Source organism: Streptomyces sp. S07_1.15, assembly GCF_020739505.1.
Classification (GTDB): domain Bacteria; phylum Actinomycetota; class Actinomycetes; order Streptomycetales; family Streptomycetaceae; genus Streptomyces; species Streptomyces xinghaiensis.
Window position 1 is genome coordinate 612,571 of record NZ_JAJBZK010000001.1, and the last position, 23,527, is coordinate 636,097.

Annotated in this window: 21 protein-coding genes; 9 read left to right on the forward strand and 12 right to left on the reverse strand. The window is 73.5% G+C overall.

Features of this window, described 5'->3' with window-relative positions; translation table 11 throughout:
- Nucleotides 1–24: 24 nt before the first annotated feature.
- From LIX60_RS02605 to LIX60_RS02635, 7 genes are all read right to left on the reverse strand, one after another.
- Nucleotides 25–1,203 carry a 4-hydroxybenzoate 3-monooxygenase gene (locus LIX60_RS02605; RefSeq protein WP_227957008.1) on the reverse strand — a complete coding sequence of 393 codons (1,179 nt, stop codon included), beginning with the start codon at nt 1,201–1,203 and terminating at the stop codon, nt 25–27.
- Nucleotides 1,203–2,084 carry an alpha/beta fold hydrolase gene (locus tag LIX60_RS02610; RefSeq protein WP_227957009.1) on the reverse strand — a complete coding sequence of 294 codons (882 nt, stop codon included), beginning with the start codon at nt 2,082–2,084 and terminating at the stop codon, nt 1,203–1,205. Before LIX60_RS02610 ends, LIX60_RS02605 begins: the two co-directional genes overlap by 1 nt.
- Complete coding sequence (gene pcaB, locus LIX60_RS02615; RefSeq protein WP_374117783.1) at nt 2,081–3,607, reverse strand: 3-carboxy-cis,cis-muconate cycloisomerase; 1,527 nt, start codon at nt 3,605–3,607, stop codon at nt 2,081–2,083. Before pcaB ends, LIX60_RS02610 begins: the two co-directional genes overlap by 4 nt.
- Nucleotides 3,594–4,172 (reverse strand): protocatechuate 3,4-dioxygenase subunit alpha, encoded by a 579-nt coding sequence (gene pcaG / locus LIX60_RS02620; protein ID WP_227957010.1) that lies wholly within the window; start codon nt 4,170–4,172, stop codon nt 3,594–3,596. The genes pcaB and pcaG overlap by 14 nt, the downstream gene beginning before the upstream one ends.
- The gene (gene pcaH, locus LIX60_RS02625) at nt 4,169–5,011 is read right to left on the reverse strand and encodes a protocatechuate 3,4-dioxygenase subunit beta (RefSeq protein WP_227957011.1); all 843 of its coding nucleotides are present in this window, start codon (nt 5,009–5,011) and stop codon (nt 4,169–4,171) included. Before pcaH ends, pcaG begins: the two co-directional genes overlap by 4 nt.
- A gap of 149 nt (nt 5,012–5,160) precedes the next feature.
- Nucleotides 5,161–5,898 carry a CoA-transferase subunit beta gene (locus LIX60_RS02630; protein WP_227962592.1) on the reverse strand — a complete coding sequence of 246 codons (738 nt, stop codon included), beginning with the start codon at nt 5,896–5,898 and terminating at the stop codon, nt 5,161–5,163.
- A gap of 80 nt (nt 5,899–5,978) precedes the next feature.
- A complete protein-coding gene (locus LIX60_RS02635; RefSeq protein ID WP_227957012.1) occupies nt 5,979–6,797 on the reverse strand; it encodes a CoA transferase subunit A in 819 nt (272 codons plus the stop codon).
- Between the two features lie 142 nt (nt 6,798–6,939).
- Between LIX60_RS02635 and LIX60_RS02640 the strand changes: the two genes are divergently transcribed.
- A complete protein-coding gene (locus LIX60_RS02640) occupies nt 6,940–8,475 on the forward strand; it encodes an IclR family transcriptional regulator C-terminal domain-containing protein (protein WP_227957013.1) in 1,536 nt (511 codons plus the stop codon).
- Between the two features lie 89 nt (nt 8,476–8,564).
- Nucleotides 8,565–9,470 (forward strand): DUF3626 domain-containing protein, encoded by a 906-nt coding sequence (locus tag LIX60_RS02645; RefSeq protein WP_227957014.1) that lies wholly within the window; start codon nt 8,565–8,567, stop codon nt 9,468–9,470.
- A 34-nt stretch (nt 9,471–9,504) separates the two neighbouring features.
- Here the strand turns inward: LIX60_RS02645 and LIX60_RS02650 are convergent, their stop codons facing one another.
- Entirely contained in the window at nt 9,505–10,257 is a 753-nt protein-coding gene (locus LIX60_RS02650; protein ID WP_227957015.1) for a PIG-L deacetylase family protein, read from the reverse strand.
- Nucleotides 10,258–10,349: 92 nt separating this feature from the next.
- Here LIX60_RS02650 and LIX60_RS02655 point away from each other — a divergent pair, with 92 nt between their 5' ends.
- The 3 genes from LIX60_RS02655 to LIX60_RS02665 all read left to right on the forward strand — a co-directional run bounded on the left by LIX60_RS02655 (nt 10,350) and on the right by LIX60_RS02665 (nt 14,347).
- A complete protein-coding gene (locus tag LIX60_RS02655; RefSeq protein WP_227957016.1) occupies nt 10,350–11,672 on the forward strand; it encodes a GAF domain-containing protein in 1,323 nt (440 codons plus the stop codon).
- A gap of 145 nt (nt 11,673–11,817) precedes the next feature.
- Nucleotides 11,818–13,341, forward strand: coding sequence for an aldehyde dehydrogenase family protein (locus tag LIX60_RS02660; RefSeq protein ID WP_227957017.1), 1,524 nt, complete (start codon nt 11,818–11,820; stop codon nt 13,339–13,341).
- Nucleotides 13,342–13,516: 175 nt separating this feature from the next.
- A complete protein-coding gene (locus tag LIX60_RS02665; RefSeq protein ID WP_227957018.1) occupies nt 13,517–14,347 on the forward strand; it encodes a PaaX family transcriptional regulator C-terminal domain-containing protein in 831 nt (276 codons plus the stop codon).
- Here the strand turns inward: LIX60_RS02665 and LIX60_RS02670 are convergent.
- From LIX60_RS02670 to LIX60_RS02685, 4 genes are all read right to left on the reverse strand, one after another.
- Nucleotides 14,338–14,793 carry a MaoC family dehydratase gene (locus LIX60_RS02670; protein ID WP_227957019.1) on the reverse strand — a complete coding sequence of 152 codons (456 nt, stop codon included), beginning with the start codon at nt 14,791–14,793 and terminating at the stop codon, nt 14,338–14,340. The genes LIX60_RS02665 and LIX60_RS02670 overlap by 10 nt on opposite strands.
- Complete coding sequence (locus tag LIX60_RS02675) at nt 14,790–16,313, reverse strand: long-chain fatty acid--CoA ligase (protein ID WP_227957020.1); 1,524 nt, start codon at nt 16,311–16,313, stop codon at nt 14,790–14,792. Before LIX60_RS02675 ends, LIX60_RS02670 begins: the two co-directional genes overlap by 4 nt.
- A 63-nt stretch (nt 16,314–16,376) precedes the next feature.
- A complete protein-coding gene (locus LIX60_RS02680; RefSeq protein WP_227962593.1) occupies nt 16,377–17,252 on the reverse strand; it encodes an amidohydrolase family protein in 876 nt (291 codons plus the stop codon).
- Complete coding sequence (locus LIX60_RS02685) at nt 17,252–18,169, reverse strand: SDR family oxidoreductase (protein WP_308101077.1); 918 nt, start codon at nt 18,167–18,169, stop codon at nt 17,252–17,254. Before LIX60_RS02685 ends, LIX60_RS02680 begins: the two co-directional genes overlap by 1 nt.
- Before the next feature lie 221 nt (nt 18,170–18,390).
- Between LIX60_RS02685 and LIX60_RS02690 the strand changes: the two genes are divergently transcribed.
- The 4 genes from LIX60_RS02690 to LIX60_RS02705 all read left to right on the forward strand — a co-directional run bounded on the left by LIX60_RS02690 (nt 18,391) and on the right by LIX60_RS02705 (nt 23,517).
- Nucleotides 18,391–18,816, forward strand: a complete 426-nt coding sequence (locus LIX60_RS02690) for a MarR family winged helix-turn-helix transcriptional regulator (RefSeq protein WP_227962595.1) — start codon at nt 18,391–18,393, stop codon at nt 18,814–18,816.
- Between the two features lie 78 nt (nt 18,817–18,894).
- The gene (locus tag LIX60_RS02695; RefSeq protein ID WP_374117784.1) at nt 18,895–20,256 is read left to right on the forward strand and encodes an MFS transporter; all 1,362 of its coding nucleotides are present in this window, start codon (nt 18,895–18,897) and stop codon (nt 20,254–20,256) included.
- Between the two features lie 433 nt (nt 20,257–20,689).
- Nucleotides 20,690–22,192, forward strand: coding sequence for a Y4yA family PLP-dependent enzyme (locus LIX60_RS02700; RefSeq protein WP_227957021.1), 1,503 nt, complete (start codon nt 20,690–20,692; stop codon nt 22,190–22,192).
- Nucleotides 22,189–23,517: a pyridoxal-phosphate dependent enzyme gene (locus tag LIX60_RS02705; protein WP_227957022.1), complete on the forward strand. Its 1,329-nt coding sequence runs from the start codon at nt 22,189–22,191 to the stop codon at nt 23,515–23,517. Before LIX60_RS02700 ends, LIX60_RS02705 begins: the two co-directional genes overlap by 4 nt.
- The last annotated feature ends 10 nt before the right edge of the window (nt 23,518–23,527 follow it).

A 23,527-nucleotide genomic window follows, 5' to 3' on the forward strand; every position in this document is an offset into this window, starting at 1 on the left:
CCCCCGCTCCCCCGCCCCGGATGGTCAGCCGATCGGCAGCCCCGTGTAGTTCTCGGCGAGTTCGGTCGCCGCGGCGGCGGAGTCGGCGATCCGGTGCAGCTGGGACAGTTGCAGCCTGCCGTCGAACGGGCTCTGGTCCGGGTCGGTGTGCAGGGATGTCGTCATGACGTACGAGAAGTGCTCCGCCCGCCAGACCCGCCGCAGACAGGTGTCCGAGTAGGCGTCGAGCAGTTCCTCGGATCCGGTGGCCCGCCAGTGCTCGAGCGCCCGGGCCAGCACCACGACGTCGGACACCGCCAGGTTGAGCCCCTTCGCGCCGGTCGGCGGGACGATGTGCGCGGCGTCGCCGGCCAGGAACAGCCGGCCGTGACGCATCGGCTCCGTGACCCAGCTGCGCATCGGGGTGACGGACTTCTGGGTGATCGGGCCCCGTTCGAGTTTCCAGTCGCCGTCGACGGCGAACCGGGCGTCCAGTTCGTCCCAGATCCGCTCGTCGGACCAGTCGGCCGGGTCGGTGCCGTTCGGGACCTGGAGGTAGAGCCTGCTGACCGTGGGCGTGCGCATGCTGTGCAGGGCGAAGCCGCGCGGCGAGTGCGCGTAGATCAACTCCTCGCAGGAGGGCGGCACATCGGCCAGGATGCCCAGCCACGAGTAGGGGTAGACCCGCTCGAAGACGCGCCGCACCGTCTCGGGGAGCGCCTCGCGCGCGATGCCGTGGAAGCCGTCGCAGCCGACCACGAAGTCGCAGGAGAGCGTCCGCTCGCGTCCTTCGTGGGTGAACCGGATGACCGGGCTTCCGGTCTCCGAGCCCTCGACGGCCACCGCCTCGGCACCGAACAGCAGGGGTCCGCCCCCCTCCGCCAGCCGCAGGGCGATGAGGTCCTTCACCACCTCGGTCTGCGCGTACACCATGACGCTGCGCCCGCCGGTCAGGGAGGGGAAGTCGATCCGGTGGCTGCGGCGGTCGAAGCGGAGTTCGATGCCGTGGTGGACCAGGCCCTCGCGGTCCATGCGCTCGCCGGCACCGCAGGCGCGCAGCGCGTCCACCGTCCCCTGTTCGAGGATGCCGGCGCGCTGCCGCTCCTCGACATAGGCGCGGTCACGGTGCTCCAGAACGACGGAGTCAATACCGGCCCGGTCCAGCAGCCGGGCGAGCAGCAGACCGGCGGGCCCGCCGCCGATGATGCCGACGGTGGTGTGCATCAGGGTTCCTCCGGGGTGTCGGGGTGGGCGGAACGGCCGGGACGGGGACGGCCGGAGGCCGGATCCGCGGGATCGCGGTGGTGCGCCGCCCCGGCGCCGAAGTGCGCCGAGAGGGCCGCGCCGACGGCGGAGGGCCGGTCGATGCCGGCGAGGTGGGCGGCGTGGGCGAGTTCGAGCAGGTCGGCGCCGGGAATGCCGTCGGCGAGTTCACGCGCGTGCGCGGGCGGGGTCGCGGGGTCGTCGCGCCCGGCGACGACGAGGGCCGGTACGCCGATGCGGCCGAGCCCGGACCGCAGGTCGTAGCCGGCGAGAGCGTCGCAGCAGGCGGCATAGCCGTTCCGGTCGGCGGCGGCGAGATCGGCCAGCACGGCGGCCGCGTGACGGGAGGCGACCGCCCGGTCCGGGGCGGCGAACCAGCGTCCGGGCGTGGCCTCCAGCAGCGCCGCGGTGCCCTTCTCCCTGACCAGCCGCGCCCGTTCGCGCCAGGCCCCGGGCTCGCCGAACCGGGCGGACGAGCAGACGAGGGCGAGCGCTTCGACACGTCCGGGGTGGCGCGCGGCGAGGTGTGCGCCGACGGCGCCGCCGAGGGATATGCCGGCGTAGCCGAAGCGCGTCCAGCCGTGGTGGTCGGCGAGATCGAGCACCAGACGGGCCAGGTCGGCGACCGTGGTGGCGCCCGGGGTGTCCCAGGACGGTAGGAGGTCCGCCGGGGAGCCGCCGTGGCCGGGCAGGTCCCAGCGGAGCACGCGGCGGGTGCGGGCCAGTTCCGCGGTCTGCGGCTCCCAGACGGCGGTGGAGGTGCCCAGGGACGGGCCGAGGATCAGCGGTGGCGCGGTCTCCGGGCCGTCGAGCCGGTGGTGGGCGAGCGGTCGGCCGGTCATGCCCGCCCCTCCGGGGTGGAGGCGGACGGCGGGGACGGCGGGCCCGCGGGGAAGCGGCGGTGCGTGCGGCGCAGGGCGCGGGCGGTGAGCACGGCGGCCTCACCGGTGTAGCCGGCGGGGTCGGTCAGCTCGCGCAGCCGTTCCTCGGACAGGGCCGCTCGCACGGCGGGCTCCTCGCGGAGCGCCTCCCGCAGGCCGGTCCCGCGCTCGGCGGCACGGCGGGCCGCGTCGCCGAGCAGACCGGCTGCTTCCTCACGGCCGAGGAGCGGGGCGAGTTCGGCGGTCAGGCGTTCGGAGACGACGAGTCCGCCGGTGAGGTCGAGATTGGCGCGCATCCGTTCGGGCCGGACCCGCAGGCCCCCGGCCAGTCCGGCGGCCGCCTCGGCCGCGCCGCCGGTGAGGCGCAGCGCCTCCCGCAGCGGCTGCCACTCGGCGTGCCAGGCGCCGCCGGGCCGCTCGTCCTCGGCGGCGAGCGAGCCCAGCAGGACGGCGGCGAGTGCGGGGACCTGGCGGGCCGCGGACGCGATGAGCACGGCCCGGGCCGGGTTGGCCTTGTGCGGCATGGCGGAGGAGCCGCCGCCGGTCCCCTCGGCGACCTCGCCGATCTCCGTGCGGGAGAGCACCAGGACGTCGGCGGCGAGCTTGCCCAGCGCCCCGGCGGTGAAGGCGAGCCCGGAGGCGAGATCGGCGACGGGGGTGCGCAGGGTGTGCCAGGGCAGTCCGGGCTCGGCGAGGCCGAGTTCGCGCGCGTACTGTACGGCGATCCGCGTGCCCGGGCCCGCTCCCCCGGTTTCGCCGGTGTCCGCGGCGCCGGTGCCGGCCGGGTCCTTCCCGTCGTCCGGCCGCGCGTACGCGCCGAAGGCCGCGAGGGTGCCCGCGGCGCCGCCCAGCTGGACCGGGAGGCCGCCGTCCAGAAGCGCGCCCAGCCGGTCGTGGGCGTCCAGGAGCAGGGAGCGCCAGCCCGCCGCCTTGAGGCCGAAGGTGATGGGCACGGCGTGCTGGGTGAGGGTGCGGCCGGGCATGGGGGTGGCGCGGTGCCGGTCCGCCAGCCGGCCCAGGGCGTCGACGGCGCGTTCGAGGTCGGCGAGGATCAGCGGGAGCGTCCGTGCGGCGACCAGCATGGTGGCGGTGTCGAGGATGTCCTGGCTGGTCGCGCCCCGGTGCACATGGGCGGCGGCGTCCGGCGCGGTCTTCCGTACGGCGGCGGTCAGTTCGCGGACGAGGGGGATGACGGGGTTGCCGCCGGAGCGGGCGCGCAGGGCGAGGTCCCGCACGTCGAACGCGCTCTCGCGCACGGCGCGGTCCACGGCGCCGGCCGCCTCCTCCGGGACCAGGCCGAGCGCCGCCTGGGCGCGGGTGAGCGCGGCCTCGGCGTCGAGCAGGGCGGCGAGCCAGGCCCGGTCGCCGGTGGCCGCCTCGGCGGCGGTACCGGCCCGGACCGGGGAGAGCAGGCCCGTGTCGTCGCCCGCGCCGGGCTCCGGCGGGCGGGCTCCGGCGGGGGCCGCGGGATCAGGCGAAGTCAAGGAAGACCGTCTCCCTCTCGCCCTGCAGGCGGATGTCGAACCGGTGGGTGCGGTGCCGGCCCTCCTCCGGCAGCGCGAGCAGGGTCGCCCTGCGCTCGGCCGGCAGCGTGGAGAGCAGTCCGTCGTCCGGATCGTCGCGCAGATAGGCGCGGGTGAAGAGGTGGTGCAGCAGGCCGCGCGCGAAGACGCACACGGACAGGTAGGGCGCGCCGCCGGGCGGCAGGGTACGCAGCGTGTAGTGGCCGTCGGCGTCGGTGGGGACGCGGGCGAATCCGGTGAACCCGACGCCGTCCCGGCCGAGGACCGCCCCGGTGACGGGGTCGCGCCGCAGCGAGCCGGGGGCCCCGGACGGTGAGCCGTCGGGTCCGGCCTGCCAGAACTCCAGCAGGGCGTCGGGGACGGCCGCGCCGGCCCCGTCGAGCACCCGGCCGTGGACGGTGACGGTGTCGGGGTGGCCGGGGGGTGCCACGTCGCCGCCGCCGGTGAAGGGCAGCGCGTAGCCGTAGAAGGGGCCGACGGTCTGGGAGGGCGTGGGCGGCAGGGCCCGGGGCGGTGTGCTGCTCATGAGCGGCCTTCCTCGATCCAGGTGGCGGAGGGTCCGTCGAGGACGATGTCCCAGCGGTAGCCCAGGGACCACTCGGGCCGGGACAGCTCGTGGTCGTAGGTGGCGACGAGCCGTTCGCGGGCCGCGGTGTCGGTGACGGATGCCAGGATCGGGTCGTACGGGAAGAGGGGGTCGCCCGGGAAGTACATCTGGGTGATCAGGCGCTGGGTGAAGGCGGTGCCGAAGAGCGAGAAGTGGATGTGCGCGGGGCGCCAGGCGTTGAGGTGGTTCCGCCAGGGATAGGGGCCGGGCTTGATGGTGGTGAAGGTGTACGTGCCGTGGTCGTCGGTCAGGCAGCGGCCGACGCCGGTGAAGTGGGGGTCGAGGGGTGCCGGGTGCTGGTCGCGCTGGTGTGCGTAGCGGCCGGAGGCGTTGGCCTGCCAGATCTCCACGAGCTGGTTGCGCACGGGGCGGCCGCCGCTGTCGAGCACCCGTCCGGTGACGGTGATGCGCTCGCCCAGCGGCTCGCCGCGGTGCTGCCGGGTGAGGTCGGCGTCGAGTTCGGTGACGTCGGTGGGGCCGAAGACGGGCCCGTGCAGCTCGACGGTCTCCGGGTCGCCGTTCACGGCGACGAGCGGCTCCCCGGGGTGCCGCAGGCTGCTGCTGCGGTAGGGGCGGAAGTCGCGCGGCGGGTGGTGCGCGGGGGGCGCGCCCCCGGCGCGGGCCTTCTCGTAGGCCGCGTGCAGCCCGGCGATCTCGCGGTCGATGTCGGCCTGGACCAGGGGCGGCTGAGCGGGAGGTGTCACCGTCTCGGGCGTGGACGCGGGCGACGGCACCGGCGCGGTGTGGGACAGCTTCATGCGGACGTCTCCTGGGGGTGCGGGACGGGACGGGCACCGGTGGGCGCGGTGCCCCGGAGCCCGGAACGGTTCCCGGGCCCGGGGCGCGCGGCGGCGCCGGCCGGGCGGAGTGCTCCGGCGGCCTGCGGGGTGCGGGGGGGCCGGGCGGTTCACGCGGCGCTCCGTCCGGCGGCTTTCAGCGCGCGCAGGGTGGTCAGTTCGGCCTCCGTCGGCGGCGCGGTGGTGACCGGCGTGGCGGCGACGCGCAGGTCCCAGCCGGTGGCGGCGCGGACGCGTTCGGCGGTGACTCCGGGGTGGAGGTCGGTGAGGACGAGTTCGGCCGTTTCCGGGTCGGGACGCAGGATGCCGAGGTCGGTGATGACGGCGGTCGGTCCGGCGCCGCGGAGCCCGAGCCGTTCGCGGTCACGGGGCCCGGTGCCGTGGCCGACGGTGGTGGTGAAGTCGAGTTTCCGCACGAAGTTGCGGGTGGAGTGGCGGAGCACCATCAGCACCCGCCCGCAGTTGGCGGCGATCTCGGGTGCGCCGCCGGCGCCGGGCAGCCGTCCTTCGGGACGGTCCGGTCCCCGGTCCACGGCGGTGGTGTTGATGTTCGCGAAGCGGTCGACCTGGGCGGCTCCGAGGAAGCCGACGTCGATGCGCCCGGCCTGGAGCCAGTAGTTGAAGATCTCCGGTACGGAGACCACCGCGTCGGCCGTGTCGGCGAGTTCCCCGTCCCCGATCGAGAGCGGCAGCCGGGTCGGCTTGGAGCCGAGGGTGCCGGACTCGTAGATCAGCACGAGGTCCGGGTTGGCGGTGTGCCGGGCGAGGTTGGCGGCGGTGCTGGGGAGCCCGATGCCGACGAAGCAGGTGCGGGCGCCGGAGAGGGCACGCGCGGCGTTGACCGTCATCAGCTCGTCGGAGGTCCAGCCGGCCGGGGCGCCCGGGGCGCCGGCCGGGGTGGTGTCGCCGGCCGGGGTGGCGTCGGTGGTCATCGCGGCTCGCTCCCGTCGTACACGTGGTCCTTCATCCAGGCCAGGAAGGCGTCGCGATCCCGGGAGACCGGGTCCCAGGCCGCGTAGGCGTCGTTGTCCCGGACGGAGTAGCCGGCCGCGTACGAGGGGTGGGCGCCGCCGGGGACGCGGGCGACGGCCGTGACGACCCAGCCGGGCAGGACGATGCCGCGGGGCCGGGGCTCCAGGGTCTCCACGATCTCCTCGACGGTCACCAGCACCCGCCGTGCGGCGAGCGCGGCCTCCTTCTGCACGCCGGTCAGACCCCACAGCTGGACATTGCCGTCGCGGTCGGCCTGCTGGGCGTGGATGACGGTGACATCGGGGTTGAGGGCCCGTACGGCGGCCAGTTCCTCGCCGGTGAACGGGCAGGTGACGGTGGAGACGGTGTCCGTGCGGGTGGCCAGGTCGCTGCCCCGGTAACCGCGCAGCACGGCGAAGGGCAGTCCGGAGGCGCCGGCGACATAGCGGTTGGCCATGCCGGCGTGGCTGTGCTCGTCCAGTTCGAGAGGGCGCGGCCAGCCGTTCTCGACGGCGTCGCGGAAGCGGTGCAGGGAGCCGACGCCGGGGTTGCCTCCCCAGGAGAAGACGAGCTTCCTCACCAGCCCGGCACCGATGAGCTGGTCGTAGACGACGTCCGGTGTCATCCGGACCAGCGTGAGGTCGGTGATGCCCTGCCGGATGACCTCGTGCGCGGCGGCGAACGGGATCAGATGCGTGAACCCCTCCATCGCCACGGTGTCACCGTCGTGGATGAGCTCTGCGACGGCGTCGTGCAGGGTGCGGATTTCTGCCATGCCCTCTCACTTGTTCGCCGGGTGAACTTTCGTTCATAATGATGCCGAGGTCGAGTCTCCGTCCCGCGCGCACCGCTGTCAACGGTCACGACCGGATCCCGGCCCGCACCTTCCGCACCACCCCAAGGGGAGGAGACCGGCCATGACCGGCGACGACACCACCACGGCGGTCACCGGCACGGTGCCGGTGACCGGCCCGCTGGAACGCGGCCTCGCCGTGATCCGCGCGATGACCGCGTCCGGCAGCCGGCGGCTGCGCCCCAGCGACCTCGTACACGCCACCGGACTGGCCCGCGCCACCGTCGACCGGGTCGTGGGCACCCTCCTCCGCCTCGGCCTGCTCCGCACGACGGGCCGGGACATCGAGCTCTCGCCCCGGCTCATGCGGTTCGGCAACGCCTATCTGGCGAGCTGCGGCGTGGCCGACGCGCTCCAGCCGTTCGCCGAGCTGATCGCCGACGAACTCGACGAGTCGGTGTCGGTGGCGGTGCCGGACGGCGACGGCGTCCGCTTCGTCGCGCAGGTGATCCGCCGCCGCGCCATGACCCCCGTCTTCCGCATCGGCGACCTGCTGCCCGCGGACCGCTGCGCGGCGGGCATGGTCACCGGCCCGGAGAGCCCCGAGTGGGCCGTGGACGACCAGCGGATGGAGCAGGGCCTGATCGCCGTGGCCGTGCCCGTACGGGACGCGGAGGGCCGGCCGGCCTGCGGCATCAGCGTGGTCAGCAACACCGGACGGCACACCGCCGCCTCCCTCACCGCCACCGCGCTCCCCCGGCTGCGCGCCCTGCTGCCCGCCATGGAGGCCGCCCTGTCCGAGGCCCGCACCCGCCCCCCGCGCCCGGGCGCCGGTACGGCCCCGTACACGCCCCTGCCCGACGCCAAGCGGGAGCTCGGTGCGGGCTTCCTGCAATCACTGGCCCGCGGCCTGGACGTCCTCGCCGCCCTGGGCGCCGGCCCACGCGGACTCACCCTCTCCGAGACGGCCGAGGCCGTCGGCCAGCCCCGGGCCACCGCCCGCCGCGCCCTGCTCTCCCTCGCACAACTCGGCTACGTCCACTCCGCCGACCGGCGCTTCCAGCTGCTCCCCCGGGTGCTGGAGCTCGGCTACGCACCGCTGTCCGGGCTGAGCTTCACCGAGGTCGTGCAGCCCCATCTGGAGGACCTGGCCGCCCGCGTGCGCGAATCCGCCTCCGTCGCCGTCCTCGACGGACAGGACATCCGCTACATCGCCCGGGTCCCCGCCTACCGGATCATGAGCGTCAACATCACCATCGGCACCCGCTTCCCCGCGACCCCCACCTCCATGGGCCGGGTCCTGCTGGCCGGGCTGCACCCCGAGGAGCGCGCCGCACGGCTCTCCGCCGGGAAGCCGCCGCGCTTCACCGGCCGGACGGTCACCGACCCCGCCGAACTCGGCCGCATCCTCGACCGGGTGGCCTCGGACGGCTACGCCCTGGTCGACGAGGAGCTGGAGGAGGGCCTCCGCTCCCTGGCCGTCCCGGTACGGGGCCGCGACGGCCGGCCCGTGGCGGCGCTCAACGTCTCCACCCACACCGGCCGCGGCACGGCCGAGGAATCCCGGGCCGCGCTGCTGCCCGCCCTGCGCGAAACGGCCGCCCGCATCAGCGAGGACCTGGCCACCGCCTTCGAACGCCGCCCCCTGCGCCTGCCCTGACCCCGCGCCCGCGTCGCGCCTCCGCACCCGGCCGCCGCCCTCGCGGAAATCCGGTGCGGCGGCGCACCGCGCCCGGGCAGACTGCGGTGATGCGCGACGACATCACCGGTCCGGCCACAACCCGGGCGCTCCGCCATGTGGCGTCGCTGTCCACGGGAGCACCGCTCGACCCGCGGCTGCACCTGACGCTCAACTTCCACCCCGACCGCGTAGCGGGGGGCCGCCGGCCGCTCCTGCACGCTCTGGCCGAGGACGGCGTCTACCGCTCACAGTTCGTCACCGGCACCAGCAACGGTGGCCTGACCGCCCATCCCGGCGGCGACCGCTGGCTCTGGGAGAGCCGGATGTTCGGCGGAGCCTACGACCGGGCGCCCGCGCACGAGCGCCCCGTCTACGGCGCGCTCAACTTCCGGCAGCGGCCCTTCGGCGGTGCCCACCGCTTCGGCTCCTCCCATTTCCGGCTGACCGCGGAGACTCTGGGACGCGCCACGTTCTGCTACCCGGACAGCGCCGCCGAGCCCTCGCACTTCGGCACCGCAACCGCCATGTCCCTGATTGAGCTGGCCGCAGCCGACGACCAGGACGTGCTCAACGACTACATCGAGGCCCAGGTGCACGGCCCGGTCCTCCTCGGCCGCCATGTGGAGGCGCTGGTCCTGGACCCGGCCTACCGCGGTACGGAGGTGGAGACGGCGGCCCGCCGGCTGCCCTGCCCCGTCGCATGGCACGCCGGATTCCGGCTCACCGTAGAGGAGTTGCGGCGCCACCCGGACTACCGGGGACGGGAGTACGTCGAACTCGGCGCCGCGATCGCCGAGGACGGTCTCCTCGATCCCCGGATCATTGGTGACGCCGCCCGCACCGGACGCCACGGCCTCCAGGCGCTCAAGATGGTCTGGCACTGCCTGGCCCGGTTCGGCGCGCCGCTCGCTCCGGACGGGGACGGGCCGGGCGTCGCCACGTCCTCCCCCACGGCGGAAGTGGCGGGCCGCTGAGGGGTGGCTCGCCACCGCGGGCCGCCCGGGGCGCTCAGCGGGGGAAGACCTCGAAGACCGCGGCCGGGCGGCCGCCGAAGCGGAGGGAAGCGGCCTCGGCGTTGCCGGTCAGAAAGGCGCGGGCGTAGCTTTCCGGATCCTCGTCGGTCAGCCCTTCGATATAGGCCCGGTGCGCCAGCAGGGACCGCACGCCCTTCTCCAGCCCGTCGGTCACGTCGACCGCGTGGGTCGGCCGCGGGGAGGCGGCGACGGCGACCCAGCGCACCCCGGCCCAGGGCTGGAGCCCCCGCTCGGTCAGTTCGGGGAAGATCCAGCGGTTGCCGGCGTCGCCCACCGCGTCCAGGGTGGCCAGGCCGACGGCCCGGTGGTCCGGGGTGTTCCAGAAGGTGCCGCCGAAGGTCTCGCGGTGGTTGAGGGTGAGCACCAGCTCCGGCCGGTGCCGCCGGATCGCGGCCGCGATGTCCCGGCGCAGCGCCGTGCCGTACTCGATCACCCCGTCCGGGTAGCCGTCGAGGAACTCCACCGACGACACCCCGACCACGGCCGCGCTCTCCCGCTGCTCCCGCTCGCGCAGCGGCGCGCAGTCCGCGGGTGCCATCCCGTCGATGCCCGCCTCGCCGCGGGTGACCAGGAGGTACGACACCTCCGCGCCCCGGTCGACCCAGCCCGCGATGGCCGCGGCGGCCCCGTATTCGAGATCGTCCGGGTGGGCGACGACCGCCAGGCAGCGCTCCCAGGACTCCGGAAAGGCCGCGAGCTGCTCCGCCGTCTCCGGTTCTTCCGTCATCAACGTCTCCCCATCTGTTGTCGAACCCCCGATGCGCCGCCACGATGGTGACACTCCAGCTCCGCTCCGCTCATCCATTCCGGGAAGCCGCCGTGGTCAATCCTTGGGTCGCTCTCGAACCGGGCGCCGATCCCGCACAGCGGGCCGGCGCGATCCGCCGCGCGCACGACGCCTTCACCACCGGGCAGGCGGCAGGGGCCCCCGGCAGCGGGGGCCGGCCCGGCCCGCCCGGTTCGTCCGTGCGCTCGGTCGTCGCCGACTCCTGGCGGCGCTCCGCACGGGCCCGCGTCAGCCCGGACGGCACCGCGCCGGTCGAGCTGTCCGACGGCGACCTCGACGCCTACCGCGCCGAGCACCCGCTGGCGCGCGTCATGCCGCTGTTCCGCGATCTGATGGGCACCTTCGCCATGGACGGGGAGCATCTGCTCGCCGTCTGCGACGCACAGGGCAGGCTGCTGTGGGTCGAGGGCCACACGGCCGCCCGCCGCCGCGCGGACCGGATGAACTTCGTGCCCGGCGCGGCCTGGTCCGAGTCGGCCGTGGGGACCAACGCGCCCGGCACGGCCGTCGCCGTCGACCGCCCCGTACAGGTGTTCGCGGCCGAGCACTTCAACCGCACCGTGCACACCTGGACCTGCGCCGCCGCCCCCGTACACGACCCGCACAGCGGGCGCCTGCTCGGCGCCGTCGACATCACCGGCGGCAACCGGCTCGCCCACCCGCACAGCCTCGCCTTCGTCCAGGCCGTCGCGCGGGCCGCCGAGTCCCAGCTCGCGCTGCTCGGCCCGCCCCCGGCCGCATCGCGGACCGCCTCCCCCGCCGTGGAACTCCGCGCCCTCGGCCTGGACGAGGCCCTGCTCACCACGGGAGGCCGCACCCTCCGGCTCAGCCGCCGCCACAGCGAACTGGTGGTGCTGCTCGCCTGCCATCCCGAGGGCATGACCGGCGACGAACTGCTCGTCGCCCTCTACGAGGACGAGCACACCACCCCGGTCACCCTGCGCGCCGAGCTCTCCCGGCTGCGCCGCGCCCTCGGCGACGGACTCCTCCGCTCCCGCCCGTACCGGCTGACGGCACCCGTGACGGCGGACTTCGACACGGTGCTGCGCCACCTCGCGGGCGGGGCGCCCGCGGCGGCCGTCACCGCGTACCGCGGCCCGCTGCTCCCCTCGTCCCGGGCCCCGGCCGTGCTCCGGCTGCGCGACCGCGTCGACGGCCAGCTGCGCGCGGCCCTGCTGGCCCGCCGCGACCCGGAGCTGCTGAGCGCCTGGACGGGCAGCCCGTGGGGCGCGGAGGACCTGGAGGCGTGGGCGGCGCTGGCGGCCGTCCTTCCCCAGGGTTCGCCGCGCGCCCCGCTCGTCCTGCAGCGCGTCCGCGAACTGGACGCCGAACAGAGCGGTTTCCCCGTCCGCTGACGGGAGCGGTCCGGCCGCGTGGGGCGGCAGCCCGGATACCAGAGGCCGGCGCAACGTGGTTGCAACCTTCCGGTCACTAGCCTCCGCCGGACCGGCCGATGACAGCCGGTGCGAGCCCGCACGCGCATCCCAGGAGGCCATCGACATGACCCGCTACTCCGCGCCCGGAACCGACGGCGCGATCGTCTCCTACCAGCCCCGCTACGACCACTGGATCGGCGGGGAGTACGTCAGGCCGAAGCTCGGCCGGTACTTCGAGAACCCCAGCCCGGTGAACGGCCGCCCCTTCACCGAGGTCGCGCGGGGCACCGCCGAGGACGTCGAAGCCGCCCTCGACGCGGCGCACGCGGCCGCCCCGGCCTGGGGCCGGACCCCCGCGGCCGAGCGCGCCACCGTCCTCAACCGGATCGCCGACCGGATGGAGGCCCATCTGGAGGAGCTGGCGGTCGCCGAGAGCTGGGAGAACGGCAAGCCGGTCCGCGAGACGCTCGCCGCCGACATCCCGCTCGCCATCGACCACTTCCGCTACTTCGCCGGTGCGCTGCGCGCCCAGGAGGGCAGCCTCAGCGAGCTGGACGACGACACCGTCGCGTACCACTTCCACGAGCCGCTGGGCGTGGTCGGCCAGATCATCCCGTGGAACTTCCCGATCCTGATGGCGGTCTGGAAGCTGGCGCCGGCGCTCGCCGCGGGCAACGCGGTCGTCCTGAAGCCCGCCGAGCAGACACCGGCGTCGATCCACGTCCTGATGGGCCTGATCGCCGACCTGCTGCCGCCGGGTGTGGTCAACATCGTCAACGGCTTCGGCGTGGAGGCGGGCAAGCCGCTGGCCTCCAGCGCGCGCGTCGCGAAGATCGCCTTCACCGGTGAGACCACGACGGGGCGGCTGATCATGCAGTACGCCAGCGAGAACATCAAGCCGGTCACGCTCGAACTCGGCGGCAAGAGCCCGAACATCTTCTTCGACGACGTGTCGTCCGCGAACGACGACTTCTTCGACAAGGCGCTGGAGGGCTTCACGATGTTCGCCCTCAACCAGGGCGAGGTCTGCACCTGCCCCTCGCGGGCGCTGATCCAGCAGGGCCACTACCGGGAGTTCCTCGACGCGGCGGTGGCCCGTACGGAGAAGATCGTCCCCGGGCACCCCCTGGACACGGACACGATGATCGGCGCCCAGGCGTCCAACGACCAGCTCCAGAAGATCCTCTCCTATCTGGACATCGGCCGGCAGGAGGGCGCCAAGGTCCTCACCGGCGGCGAACAGATGTCCGCCGGCGGGGACATGGAGGGCGGCTACTACGTCCAGCCCACCATCTTCGAGGGCGGCAACCACATGCGGATCTTCCAGGAGGAGATCTTCGGGCCGGTCGTCTCCGTCACCTCCTTCAGCGACTTCGACGACGCCATGAAGACCGCCAACGACACGCTCTACGGACTGGGCGCCGGCGTCTGGACCCGCGACATCAACACCGCCTACCGCGCGGGCCGCACCATCCAGGCCGGCCGCGTCTGGACGAACTGCTACCACGCCTACCCGGCGCACGCGGCCTTCGGCGGCTACAAGCAGTCGGGCATCGGCCGGGAGAACCACCGGATGATGCTGGAGCACTACCAGCAGACGAAGAACCTCCTGGTGTCGTACTCACCGAAGAAGCTCGGCTTCTTCTGATCCCCGGGAAGGGCGCCTGAACAGGGCGATGGCCCGTCAGGCGCCCTTCGCGGCGTGCCGCCTCCCGCGCCCCGGACGCCCGCGCGTCGCCGAACGGGGCCGGGCACCGGGCCCCGCCCACGCGTTCCGCCGGCCGAGGCTGACGTGCTGATCGGCGCAGCGTACGGTGGGACGCGTGACCGGAGAAGAGTCGCTGCGACCGCAGTCCCTGATGCTGACCTTCCTCGGCGACCAGGTGCTCGGGCGGGACGTGTGCGTGTACTCCGGCAGCGTCATCGATGTCTTCGCCCGGGCCGGCGTCGGCGAACAGGCCACACGCTCCACCCTGACCCGCATGGTGAACCGCGGCCTGCTGCGCCGCCAGCGCGAGGGCCGCCGGATGTACTTCGGGCTGACCGAGCACTCGGCCACCGTCCTGCGCGACGGCGAGCGGCGCATCTGGCAGGCCGGCGCGGTCAACCGGCAGTGGGACGGCACATGGACCCTGCTCGGTTTCTCCCTGCCGGACTCCTGGCAGCGCCAGCGGCACGACCTGCGCTCGAAACTGACCTGGAGCGGCTTCGGCCCGCTGTTCAACGGACTGTGGATCGCCCCTGGCGAGGTGGACGTGTCGGACCTCGTCGACGAGCTGGGTCTCGCCGCGCACGTGAAGGTCTTCCGCGCGCACGCCGACCCGCGCACGGACGTCGGCGCGATGATCGAGGAGACCTGGGAGCTGTCCGGACTGGCCGCGCGGTACGAGGCGTTCGCCCGGCGCTGGGAGAAGTGGGAGGCCGAGGTGCCCGAGGCCGACGACGCGCTCGCGCTGCGGCTGGTCCTGCAGACGGAGTGGCTGCGGATCATCCGCCGGGACCCCCGGCTGCCGGTCGTGCACCTGCCGGACGACTGGCCCGCCGACGCGGCCGAGAAGACGTTCCGGACCGTGTTCGACCGGCTCGCCCCGCTCGCGCGGACCGCGGCGGAACGTCTCCTCGACCTCGTGCCCGTGCGGCACGCTCAGGCGTAGAACCGCGACAGGCTCTGCAGTACCGCGGCCGGCTTCGCGCCGCCCTCGATCTCGATCGTGCCCTCGACGGCGACCTGGACTCCGCCCGCCACGTCCGACACGTCCGCCAGCCGGCCGGCCAGCCGGATCCGCGAACCCGCCCGTACCGGGGCGGGGAAACGCACCTTGTTGAGGCCGTAGTTGACCTTCGTCGTCACGCCCCGGACGTCGAGCAGTTCGGTGAAGAGCGGGATGAAGAGGGAGAGAGTCAGATAGCCGTGCGCGATGGTCGCTCCGAAAGGTCCGTCCTTGGCCTTCTCCGGGTCGACGTGGATCCACTGGTGGTCGCCGGTGGCATCGGCGAAGGTGTTGATCCGTTCCTGGGTGACCTCGATCCATTCGCTGGTGCCCAGGTCGCTGCCGGCCAGCTTCTTCAGTTCGCCGAGACCGTTGACAGTGATGCTCATGTGGGGTCCTTGACGTCGGGTTGGTTGCCGAAACGGGAGCGCACCTGGGGCTTGAGGAGCTTTCCGGAAGCCGTGCGCGGGAGTTCGTCCGCGATCACCACGGACTTGGGGATCTTGTACCGGGCGAGCCGCCCGGCCAGTGAGCCGAGCACTTCCCCGGGGTCGAGGACGGCCCCTTCGCGCGGGACGACCACCGCCCGCGGCACCTCGCCCCACTTCTCGTCGGCCACGCCGATCACAGCGCATTCGACGATGTCGGGGTGCGCGAGCAGCGCGTTCTCGATCTCGGCGGGGTACACGTTCTCCCCGCCCGAGATGATCATATCTTTGAGGCGGTCGACGACGTAGACGTAGCCGTCCTCGTCGACGCGGGCCGCGTCCCCGCTGCGGAACCAGCCGTCCGCGAAGACCGCGGCGGTCTCCTCGGGCAGCCCCCAGTACCCGGGCATGACGTGGGGTCCCCGGACGACGATCTCCCCGGTCTCGCCCGCGTCGACCGGGGTGAAGTCCGGCCGGACGACCCGGACATCGCTGAAGAAGTGCGGTACGCCGGCCGATCCGGCCTTGCTCACGGCGTGCTCGGCATCCAGGAACAGGGTGCCGGGGGCGGCCTCGGTCATCCCGTAGCCCTGGAGGAAGGTGAGCCCCCGCGCCTGGTACGCGGTGATCAGCGGAGTCGGCACGGGCGAGCCGCCGCAGGTGAGCGTGCGCAGACTGGAGAGGTCGGCGTCGGCCCACCGCGGGTGCCGGGCCATCTGGTCGAACATGGCCGGTACACCGAACATGAACGTGATCGCGTGCCGCTCGACGAGGTCCAGCGTGGCACCCGGGTCGAAGGACTCGGCCAGGACGCAGGTGCCGCCCTTGAGCAGCACCGGGAGCGTCAGCATGTTCAGGCCCGCGGTGTGGAAGAGGGGGGCGGAGACGAGAGCGCGCTCGCCGGCGGTCAGATCCTGGTCGACGAGGACGTTGACCGCGTTCCACGTCAGATTGGCGTGTGTGAGCATCGCGCCCTTGGGACGGCCCGTCGTGCCCGAGGTGTACATGATGATGCAGATGTCGTCCGGGGTGACGGGCTCGTCGAGGGCCTCGGCGGAGCCGGCGGCGAGCGCCCGCTCGTACTCCGGCCCGACCTCGACGTACGTCCGGACGTCGAGGTCGTCCGGCAGCCCCGCCACCAGTCCGGCACACGACGGACCGTGGATGAGTGCCTTGGCACCGGAGTCGGCGAGTTGGTAGGCGATCTCGGGGCCGGCCAGGCGGATGTTGAGGGGGACGAAGACCGCGCCGAGGAGGCCGGTGGCGAACAGCGTCTCCAGGTAGGAGGGGTGGTTCGGGCCGAGGTAGGCGACGCGGTCCCCGCGCCGGATGCCCGCCGCGCGCAGGGCGTGGGCGAGACGGGTGGTGCGGGAGTGCAGGTCCGCGTAGGTGACGGTGACGTCGTCGTGGACCAGTGCGGGGCGGTGCGGGGTCTTGCGGGCCCGGCGCGCCGGCCAGGACCCCAGTCCCTCATTGCGCATCGGTCCGCCCCCGTCCGTGGTCGTGCGGGGCGGAGCGCGTGGGAGAGCACATGGGGTGCCCCTTCACGGTGTGGTGAGGCCGAGCAGGCGGGCGGCGTTCTCCTTGAGGATCTTCGGCCTGACCTCGTCCTTGATCGCCAGCTTGCCGAAGTCGGCGAGCCAGCGGTCGGGGGTGAGGACGGGGAAGTCGGAGCCGAAGAGGACCTTGTCCTTGAGCAGCGTATTGGCGTACTGCACGAGCTGCGGCGGGAAATACTTGGGCGACCAGCCGGACAGGTCGATGTGCACACCCGGTTTGTGCGTGGCGACGGCGAGCGCCTCGTCCTGCCAGGGGAAGGACGGGTGCGCGAGGATGATCTTCAAGTGCGGGAAGTCGGCGGCCACGTCGTCCACGTGCAGCGGGTTGGAGTACTTCAGGCGGATGCCGCCTCCGCCGGGGACGCCGGCGCCGATGCCGGTCTGCCCGGTGTGGAACAGGGCGATCGTCCCCGTCTCCTCGATGACCTCGTACAGGGCGTAGGCCACCGCGCGGTCGTTGGGGAAGAAGCCCTGGATGCTGGGGTGGAACTTGAAGCCCTTCACCCCGTACTCCTCGACCAGGCGGCGGGCCCGCCGTACACCCGCTCTGCCGCGGAAGGGGTCGATGGAGGCGAAGGGGATCAGCACGTCCGCGTTGGCGGCGGCGGCCTCGGCGACCTCCTCGTTGGGGACCGGCTCGGTGCCGGTGGCGGACTCGGCGTCCACCGTGAAGAGCACGGCGGCCATCCTCCGCTCGCGGTAGTACGCGGCCGTCTCCTCCAGGGTCGGCTTCCGCCTGCCCTCGACCTTGAAGTAGGCGGCGGAGGCGTCGTGCAGGTCGTCGTCCAGGGACGCGTGCCCGGTCGACGACACCTCGGCGTGCGTGTGGACGTCGATCGCGGCCAGTTCCTCGACGTTCATCATGCCTCCGGGATCCTGGGCGCGGGGATGCCGACGGTCTCGGGTTCGGCGCCGACCGACGTGTGCCAGGCGTCGGCCAGTGCCTCGGGGCGCCAGCCGCCGTCGGCGTAGGCGGCCCTGATCTCCCGGGGGTGGGACCAGAGCGTGACCCGGTCGCCGCCGATGCCGATGCACTGGCCGGTCACGTCGCGGGCCGCCTCGGAGGCGAGGAAGGGAACGAGGGCGGCGCAGTCCTCGGGGGTGCCGAAGCCCTCCCCCTTGCGCAGGAAGCCGGGCAGCGCTTCACCGTTCTTCATGGCCTCGATGTACGGGGCGAAGGCGGGGATGGTCTCCGTCATCGCCGTGGCCGCGACGGGCACGATCGCGTTGACGGTGATGCCGGCGCGAGCCAGCTCCATGGACCAGGTGCGGGCCATGGCGGCGATGCCGGCCTTGGCGGCGGCGTAGTTGGTCTGGCCGAAGTTGCCGCGCTGCCCGGCCGGGGAGCCGACCAGGACCAGGGTGCCGCCCCCGCCCTGTTCGCGCATGCGGACGGCGGCGGCCCGGGCGCAGGTGAAGGTGCCCTTGAGGTGGGTGGTGAGCACCGCGTCGAAGTCGTCGTCGGTCATCTTCCACAGCACCTTGTCGCGCAGGATGCCGGCGTTGGTGACGAGGATGTCCAGCCGGCCGAACTCGGCGACCGCACGGTTCACCAGCCGGTCGGCGGCCTCGGCCGTACCGACCGCGACGGCCTCGGCGACGGCGGTTCCGCCCGCCTCGGTGATCGACTTCGCGGCCTGCCCGGCCACGCTCTCGTCGATGTCGTTGACGACCACGGCCGCGCCGTGGGCGGCCAGAGCCCGTGCGTAGGCCAGGCCCAGGCCCCGGCCGCTGCCGGTGACGACGGCGGCCTTGCCGCTCAGATCGATCAGGTGCACAAGCGAGTCCCTTCACGGAGTGGTGCGGAGCGTGGAGACGCAGCGACCGCGCAATCGAAGCTAAGAGCAATGATTGTTGACGTCAATAGTTGTTGTCACTCGGCAAGGTGCGCGAGACTGCCCCCGTACGCCGCACACCCCGGACCCCGGAGCCCGCCATCACCCGCAAGCCGCACACCGAGAAATCCGCCGGCACCCCGATCGACGCGCACGAACCGTGGATGCGCGGACTGCACGCGGACACGGGCTACCTGCTCTATCGCCTGGGCCTGCGCTCGGGGCAGTTGTTCAACGCCTCCCTCCAGGAGTCGGGGCTGCGCCTGCGCCATTACGCACTGCTGCGCTTCCTGACCACCTGCGAGGGGGCCCTCCAGCGGGAGCTGAGTACCCGGCTCGGCTACGACCCCAGCGCGATCGTCGGGCTGGTCGACGACCTGGAGAAGCTGCACCTGGCCGAGCGCCGCCCGTCCCCCGAGGACCGGCGCAGCCGGATCGTGGCGCTCACCGAGGAGGGCCGCGCCTTTCTCCGCGACAGCGACGAGGCGAGCAGGCGCGTGACGGGCGATCTGCTGGCCCCGCTCACCACGGACGAGCGGGAGACGCTGCACGGCCTGCTGCTGCGCCTGGCCGAGGATCGGCTCGAATAATGTTGTGCAAATGATTGACGAGCATGTAATTGCTGCCTAGGTTCCTCGGGCATCCGGCCCCAGCCTCAGGAGCTCACCGTGCAGCCGTCCCCCTCTTCTTTCCCGGCCCGTCAGAACTCCGAAGACCAGCGGCAGTTGCGCCGCGTGGCCCTGTCGAGCATGCTCGGCACCGCCATCGAGTTCTACGACTTCCTCGTGTACGGAACGGTCGCCGCGCTGGTCTTCGGCGGCCTGTTCTTCCCCGGCGCCGACCCCGCCGTCGGCACGATCGCGGCCTTCGGCACCTTCGCCGCGGGCTATGTGGCCCGTCCGCTGGGCGGCATCCTCTTCGGCCACTTCGGCGACCGGATAGGCCGCAAGTCGATGATGCTGCTGACCATGACCCTGATGGGCGTCGCCAGCTTCCTCATCGGCGTCCTGCCCACCTATGACGCGATCGGCGTGTGGGCGCCCGTCCTGCTGGTCGCCCTGCGCGTGGTGCAGGGCCTCGCCATCGGCGGGGAGTGGGGCGGCGCGACCCTGATGGTCGTCGAGCACGCCGAGCGGACCCAGAGCTCCCGGCGCGGCCTCTGGTCCAGCGCCACCCAGCTCGGGGCCCCGCTCGGCTCGGTCCTCTCGGCGGGCGTGGTCACGCTGGTCGCCGCGCTGCCGGACGACGACTTCCGCTCATGGGGCTGGCGGGTGCCGTTCCTGCTCAGCATCGCACTGCTGGCCGTCGGCCTGTTCGTCCGCCTGAAGGTCGCCGAGAGCCCGCTGTTCGCCCGGACGAAGAGGGAACCCGCCACCCGGCCGCCGGTCGTGGAGGTGCTCCGCCGCCCCGCTCCGGTGCTGCGCGCGGCGGGCATCGGCATCGGCGCCTTCACGGCGCAGTCGCTGCTGACCAGCTTCATGATCTCCTACGCCGTCGACCAGGGCTACAGCCGCCCGCAGGTCCTCACCGGCGTCGTCCTCGCCTCGTGCACGGCCCTGCTCGTGCTGCCGGCCGCCTCCGCCCTGTCCGACCGGATCGGCCGCCGTCCTGTCGTGCTGGCCGGGGCCATCGCCTCCGCCGCGCTGGCTTTCCCGGTCCTCGCCCTGGTGAACTCCGGCTCCCCCGGCCTGCTGATTCTCGCCCTCGTTCTCGGCCACGGGATCGCCCAGTCCCTCATGTACGCACCTCTCGGCGCCCTGCTCAGCGAGATGTTCGGCACCCGCGTCCGCTACACCGGCGCCTCCCTCGGCTACCAGGGCGCGACACTGATCGGCGCGGGCTTCTCCCCGCTCATCGCCAGCAGTCTGCTCGCCTCGTCCGGCGGCGACAGCACTCCGGTCTCCCTGCTGCTGTGCGGCGGTGCGGCGATCACCGCGCTCACCGTGTGGCGGACGCGCGAGACGCGGACGAACACCCTCGGCGAGGCCCCCGCCACCCGTGCCCCCAGCCCGGAGGGAACCCCTCGCTGAACACCCGGCACGCGGCGCGGCAGGGGCATCCGGGCCGGCGGTGTGCGCACCGTGCGGCATGGAACCCGGCGGCACCGGGCAGCTCATCGGCAAGGCAACCCCTTGCCGATGCAGCGCCGAAGCCGCCGGGGAGGGCCCGCCGCCGTTCCCCGGCACGGGCGTGTCCCGCGGCGGCATCCGGCACCGGCGCACCGGGGGAAGGCGGCCGTCCCGCACCCCGCACCGGTTCCGGTCCCCGGCTCCCGGCCCCGTCACCCTCCGGCCGGGGGCGGCACCCGGGGCCCGGCACGGCCGAGCCCATCGGGCAAGCCGGGGCTTAAACGGAGAAGTCACCGGACATGATGATTCCCGTACGGTTGTCCGGGCGGCCGGCAGCCGTACGAGGTGCCGTCCGGTCTCCGGCGACGCCGCCGGCCAGGGGGAGGGGTTTGTCGTGCGCGTGCCCTTATATCTGCGACCACGACTGGAGCCACCACTCAGCTCACTGCTGGCGGACGCCGCCTTTCTGCACTCCCTCGCCGACGCCCTCGGCTCCCCGCTCAACCTGCTGCTCCCCGACCGGATCGCCGAGAACGCCGACCGTTTCCGCGGCGTCTACCGGGAGCACCGGCTCTCCGGACGGGTGTACTTCGCGCACAAGGCGAACCGGTCCGGTTCGCTGCTCCGCCGGCTGGCGGTGGCCGACCCGGCGGCGGTGGGCGTCGACGTCGCCTCCCTGGGCGAGCTGCAACACGCCCTCGCGTGCGGCGTCACCCCGGACCGGATCATGGCCACCGGCCCGAAGGACCCGGAGTTCCTGTGGCTCGCCGCCCGCACCGGCGCCGCCGTGAGCCTCGACTCGCCCACCGAACTCGGCCAACTGGCCGATCTGGTAAGGAAGTACACCCTGCCCCGGGTCGACGTCCTGCTGCGGCTGTCGGCGTTCGAGACCGCCACCGGGCCCGGCGTGTCCGGGGTGAAGGCGCTCTCCCGCCGCAGCCGCTTCGGTTCACCGCTGCGGGAGGCGGGCTCGCTCCTCGACGCGGCCGAACGGCACCGGGACGCGGTCCGGCTGACCGGTGTCGCCTACCACCTGGACACCACCGGCCTCGCGGAGAAGGCCGCCGCCCTGGAACAGAGCATCGCCGTCCTCGACGAGTGCCGCGCCCGCGGCCTGGATCCGCGCGTCGTCGACATCGGCGGCGGCTTCGGGGTCGGCTACGTCGCGGAAGCCGGCCAGTGGGAGCGCTACACCACCGAGCTGGCCAACGCGGTGCTGGGCGCCCGCCCCGCCCTGACCTGGCGCGGCCACGGCTACGGCCTGCGCAACGAGGGCGGCACGCTCCGCGGGGCGCTCGGGCTCTATCCGGCCCACCGCCCCACCGCCGGGCCCGGATACCTGGACGAGCTGCTCTCCCACCCCTCCCCCGCCTCGGGCCGCCCGCTCGCCACCCTCCTCCTGGAACACCTCTACGACCTCGTCTGCGAACCGGGCCGCGCGCTCACCGACCAGTGCGGGCTGTCGCTGGCACGGGTGACCGACGTCCGCCGCGCCGGCCACGACTCCGAGGACCTTCTGGTGCGCCTCGGCATGAACGCCGGGGACATGAGCCTGGAGGAGCACGGCGTCCTCGTCGACCCGGTCCTCGTCCCCCGGACTCCCCTGCCGGAGCAGGCGGACGGCGACGGACCCGCGGAGGTCTACCTGGCCGGAAACCTCTGCCTGGAAGCCGATCTGATCACCCGCCGGAAGGTGTTCCTGCCGAGGCGGCCCCACGCCGGCGACCTGCTGGCGTTCGCCAACACGGCGGGCTACGCGATGGACTTCCGCGCCCACCGGGCCCAGCGGCAGCCGGTCGCCCGCACTGTCGCCGTCACCCGGGAGGGGGCCTCCTGGCGCTGGTGCCCGGACGAGGACTACTGGCCGATCGCGGGAACGGGGGGACCGACGTCATGAGGTACGACAGCATCACCGAGGCCATCGGCAACACACCACTGGTGCGCATCGACCCGGCGGTGCACGGCCTGCGCCACACCGACCTCTACGCCAAGCTGGAGATGCTCAACCCCTTCGGCTCGGTCAAGGACCGGGCCGCCTGGAACATGGCACGGCCCGGTCTCGCCGATGCCGCGGAGCGCGGGGCGACGGTGGTGGAGCTGTCGAGCGGCAACACCGCCAAGGCCCTGGCCCTGCTCGCGGGGATGCACGGACTGCGGTTCAAGAGCGTCACCAACCGGATGCGGGTGCCGGAGATCAAGGAGCTGCTTCTCCTCTTGGGCGCGGAGATCGAGGAACTGCCGGGGCAGAGCGAGTGCCTCGACCCGACCGACACCGAGGACCCGCTGACCCGCTTCCACCAGGCGCTCGCGGGACCGGGCAACGCCCATCTCCACACCGACCAGTACTTCAACCAGCGCAACACCGAGGCGCACGCGTCGGGCACCGGCCCGGAGATCGTCAAGGACCTGGACGGGCGGGCCCCCGACTGGTTCATCGCCTGTGTGGGCACCGCGGGTTCCTCCACGGGGGTGGCCCGGGTCCTGCGCGAACACGACCCCGAGGTCCGCGTCCTCGGGCTGGTCTCCCACAAGTCGGACTTCATCCCCGGTATCCGCACGATCGACGAGGTCCAGCAGGTGGGGCTCTTCGACCCGGCGACGTATGACGCCATCGAGCCGGTGACGGCCGACGAGGCCATCGACGGCATGCTGACCCTGATCCGCCGCTGCGGCCTGCTGGCCGGGCCCACCGGCGGAGCCGCCTACCACGGCGCGGTGCGCCGTCTCCGCGCCCTCGACGAGCCCCCGGGCGGGCGCCGGACCGCGGTCTTCATCGTCTGCGACCGGGCCGAGAGCTATCTCGGCTACGTGCGGCAGCGCCGCCCCGAGCTCTTCGGCCGGCCGCCCCGGAAGAACTCGGCCGCGGCCCTGACCGAGGCCGAGATCCGGACGGAGGCCCGGACCGTCACGACCGGCGACGCCCGGCGGTGGATCGCCGGAGAGGATCCGCGGCCGCTGGTGATCGACCTGCGCGGTCCGCGGGCGTATGCCGCGCTGCACATCGAGGGGTCCGTCAACATCCCGGACGAGCTGTTCGACGAACTCGTCCGCGGCGGCCTGCCGTTCGGCACCCGCCAGCCGGTCCTGCTGGCCTGCCCGGTCGGCGAGAAGTCCGCCCGCTACGCCGCGCTGCTGCGCCGCATGGGCCATCCGGACGCGCGCAGCCTGTCCGGGGGCATCGTCGCGTGGCGGGACGCCGGCGCCCCGCTGGTCCGGGACTGACGCCCATGCC

Bases quoted from the DNA above. Each gene is read 5' to 3' on its own strand.
- LIX60_RS02635 (WP_227957012.1), bottom strand. From the start codon at position 6,797: ATGGCAGAAATCCGCACCCTGCACGACGCCGTCGCAGAGCTCATCCAC.
- LIX60_RS02610 (WP_227957009.1), bottom strand. From the start codon at position 2,084: ATGACCGGCCGACCGCTCGCCCACCACCGGCTCGACGGCCCGGAGACC.
- LIX60_RS02630 (WP_227962592.1), bottom strand. From the start codon at position 5,898: ATGACGGTCAACGCCGCGCGTGCCCTCTCCGGCGCCCGCACCTGCTTC.
- LIX60_RS02675 (WP_227957020.1), bottom strand. From the start codon at position 16,313: ATGCGCAATGAGGGACTGGGGTCCTGGCCGGCGCGCCGGGCCCGCAAG.
- pcaH (WP_227957011.1), bottom strand. From the start codon at position 5,011: ATGAAGCTGTCCCACACCGCGCCGGTGCCGTCGCCCGCGTCCACGCCC.
- pcaG (WP_227957010.1), bottom strand. From the start codon at position 4,172: ATGAGCAGCACACCGCCCCGGGCCCTGCCGCCCACGCCCTCCCAGACC.
- LIX60_RS02670 (WP_227957019.1), bottom strand. From the start codon at position 14,793: ATGAGCATCACTGTCAACGGTCTCGGCGAACTGAAGAAGCTGGCCGGC.
- LIX60_RS02645 (WP_227957014.1), top strand. From the start codon at position 8,565: ATGCGCGACGACATCACCGGTCCGGCCACAACCCGGGCGCTCCGCCAT.
- LIX60_RS02660 (WP_227957017.1), top strand. From the start codon at position 11,818: ATGACCCGCTACTCCGCGCCCGGAACCGACGGCGCGATCGTCTCCTAC.
- LIX60_RS02605 (WP_227957008.1), bottom strand. From the start codon at position 1,203: ATGCACACCACCGTCGGCATCATCGGCGGCGGGCCCGCCGGTCTGCTG.
- LIX60_RS02690 (WP_227962595.1), top strand. From the start codon at position 18,391: ATGCGCGGACTGCACGCGGACACGGGCTACCTGCTCTATCGCCTGGGC.
- LIX60_RS02650 (WP_227957015.1), bottom strand. From the start codon at position 10,257: ATGACGGAAGAACCGGAGACGGCGGAGCAGCTCGCGGCCTTTCCGGAG.
- LIX60_RS02680 (WP_227962593.1), bottom strand. From the start codon at position 17,252: ATGAACGTCGAGGAACTGGCCGCGATCGACGTCCACACGCACGCCGAG.
- LIX60_RS02705 (WP_227957022.1), top strand. From the start codon at position 22,189: ATGAGGTACGACAGCATCACCGAGGCCATCGGCAACACACCACTGGTG.
- LIX60_RS02640 (WP_227957013.1), top strand. From the start codon at position 6,940: ATGACCGGCGACGACACCACCACGGCGGTCACCGGCACGGTGCCGGTG.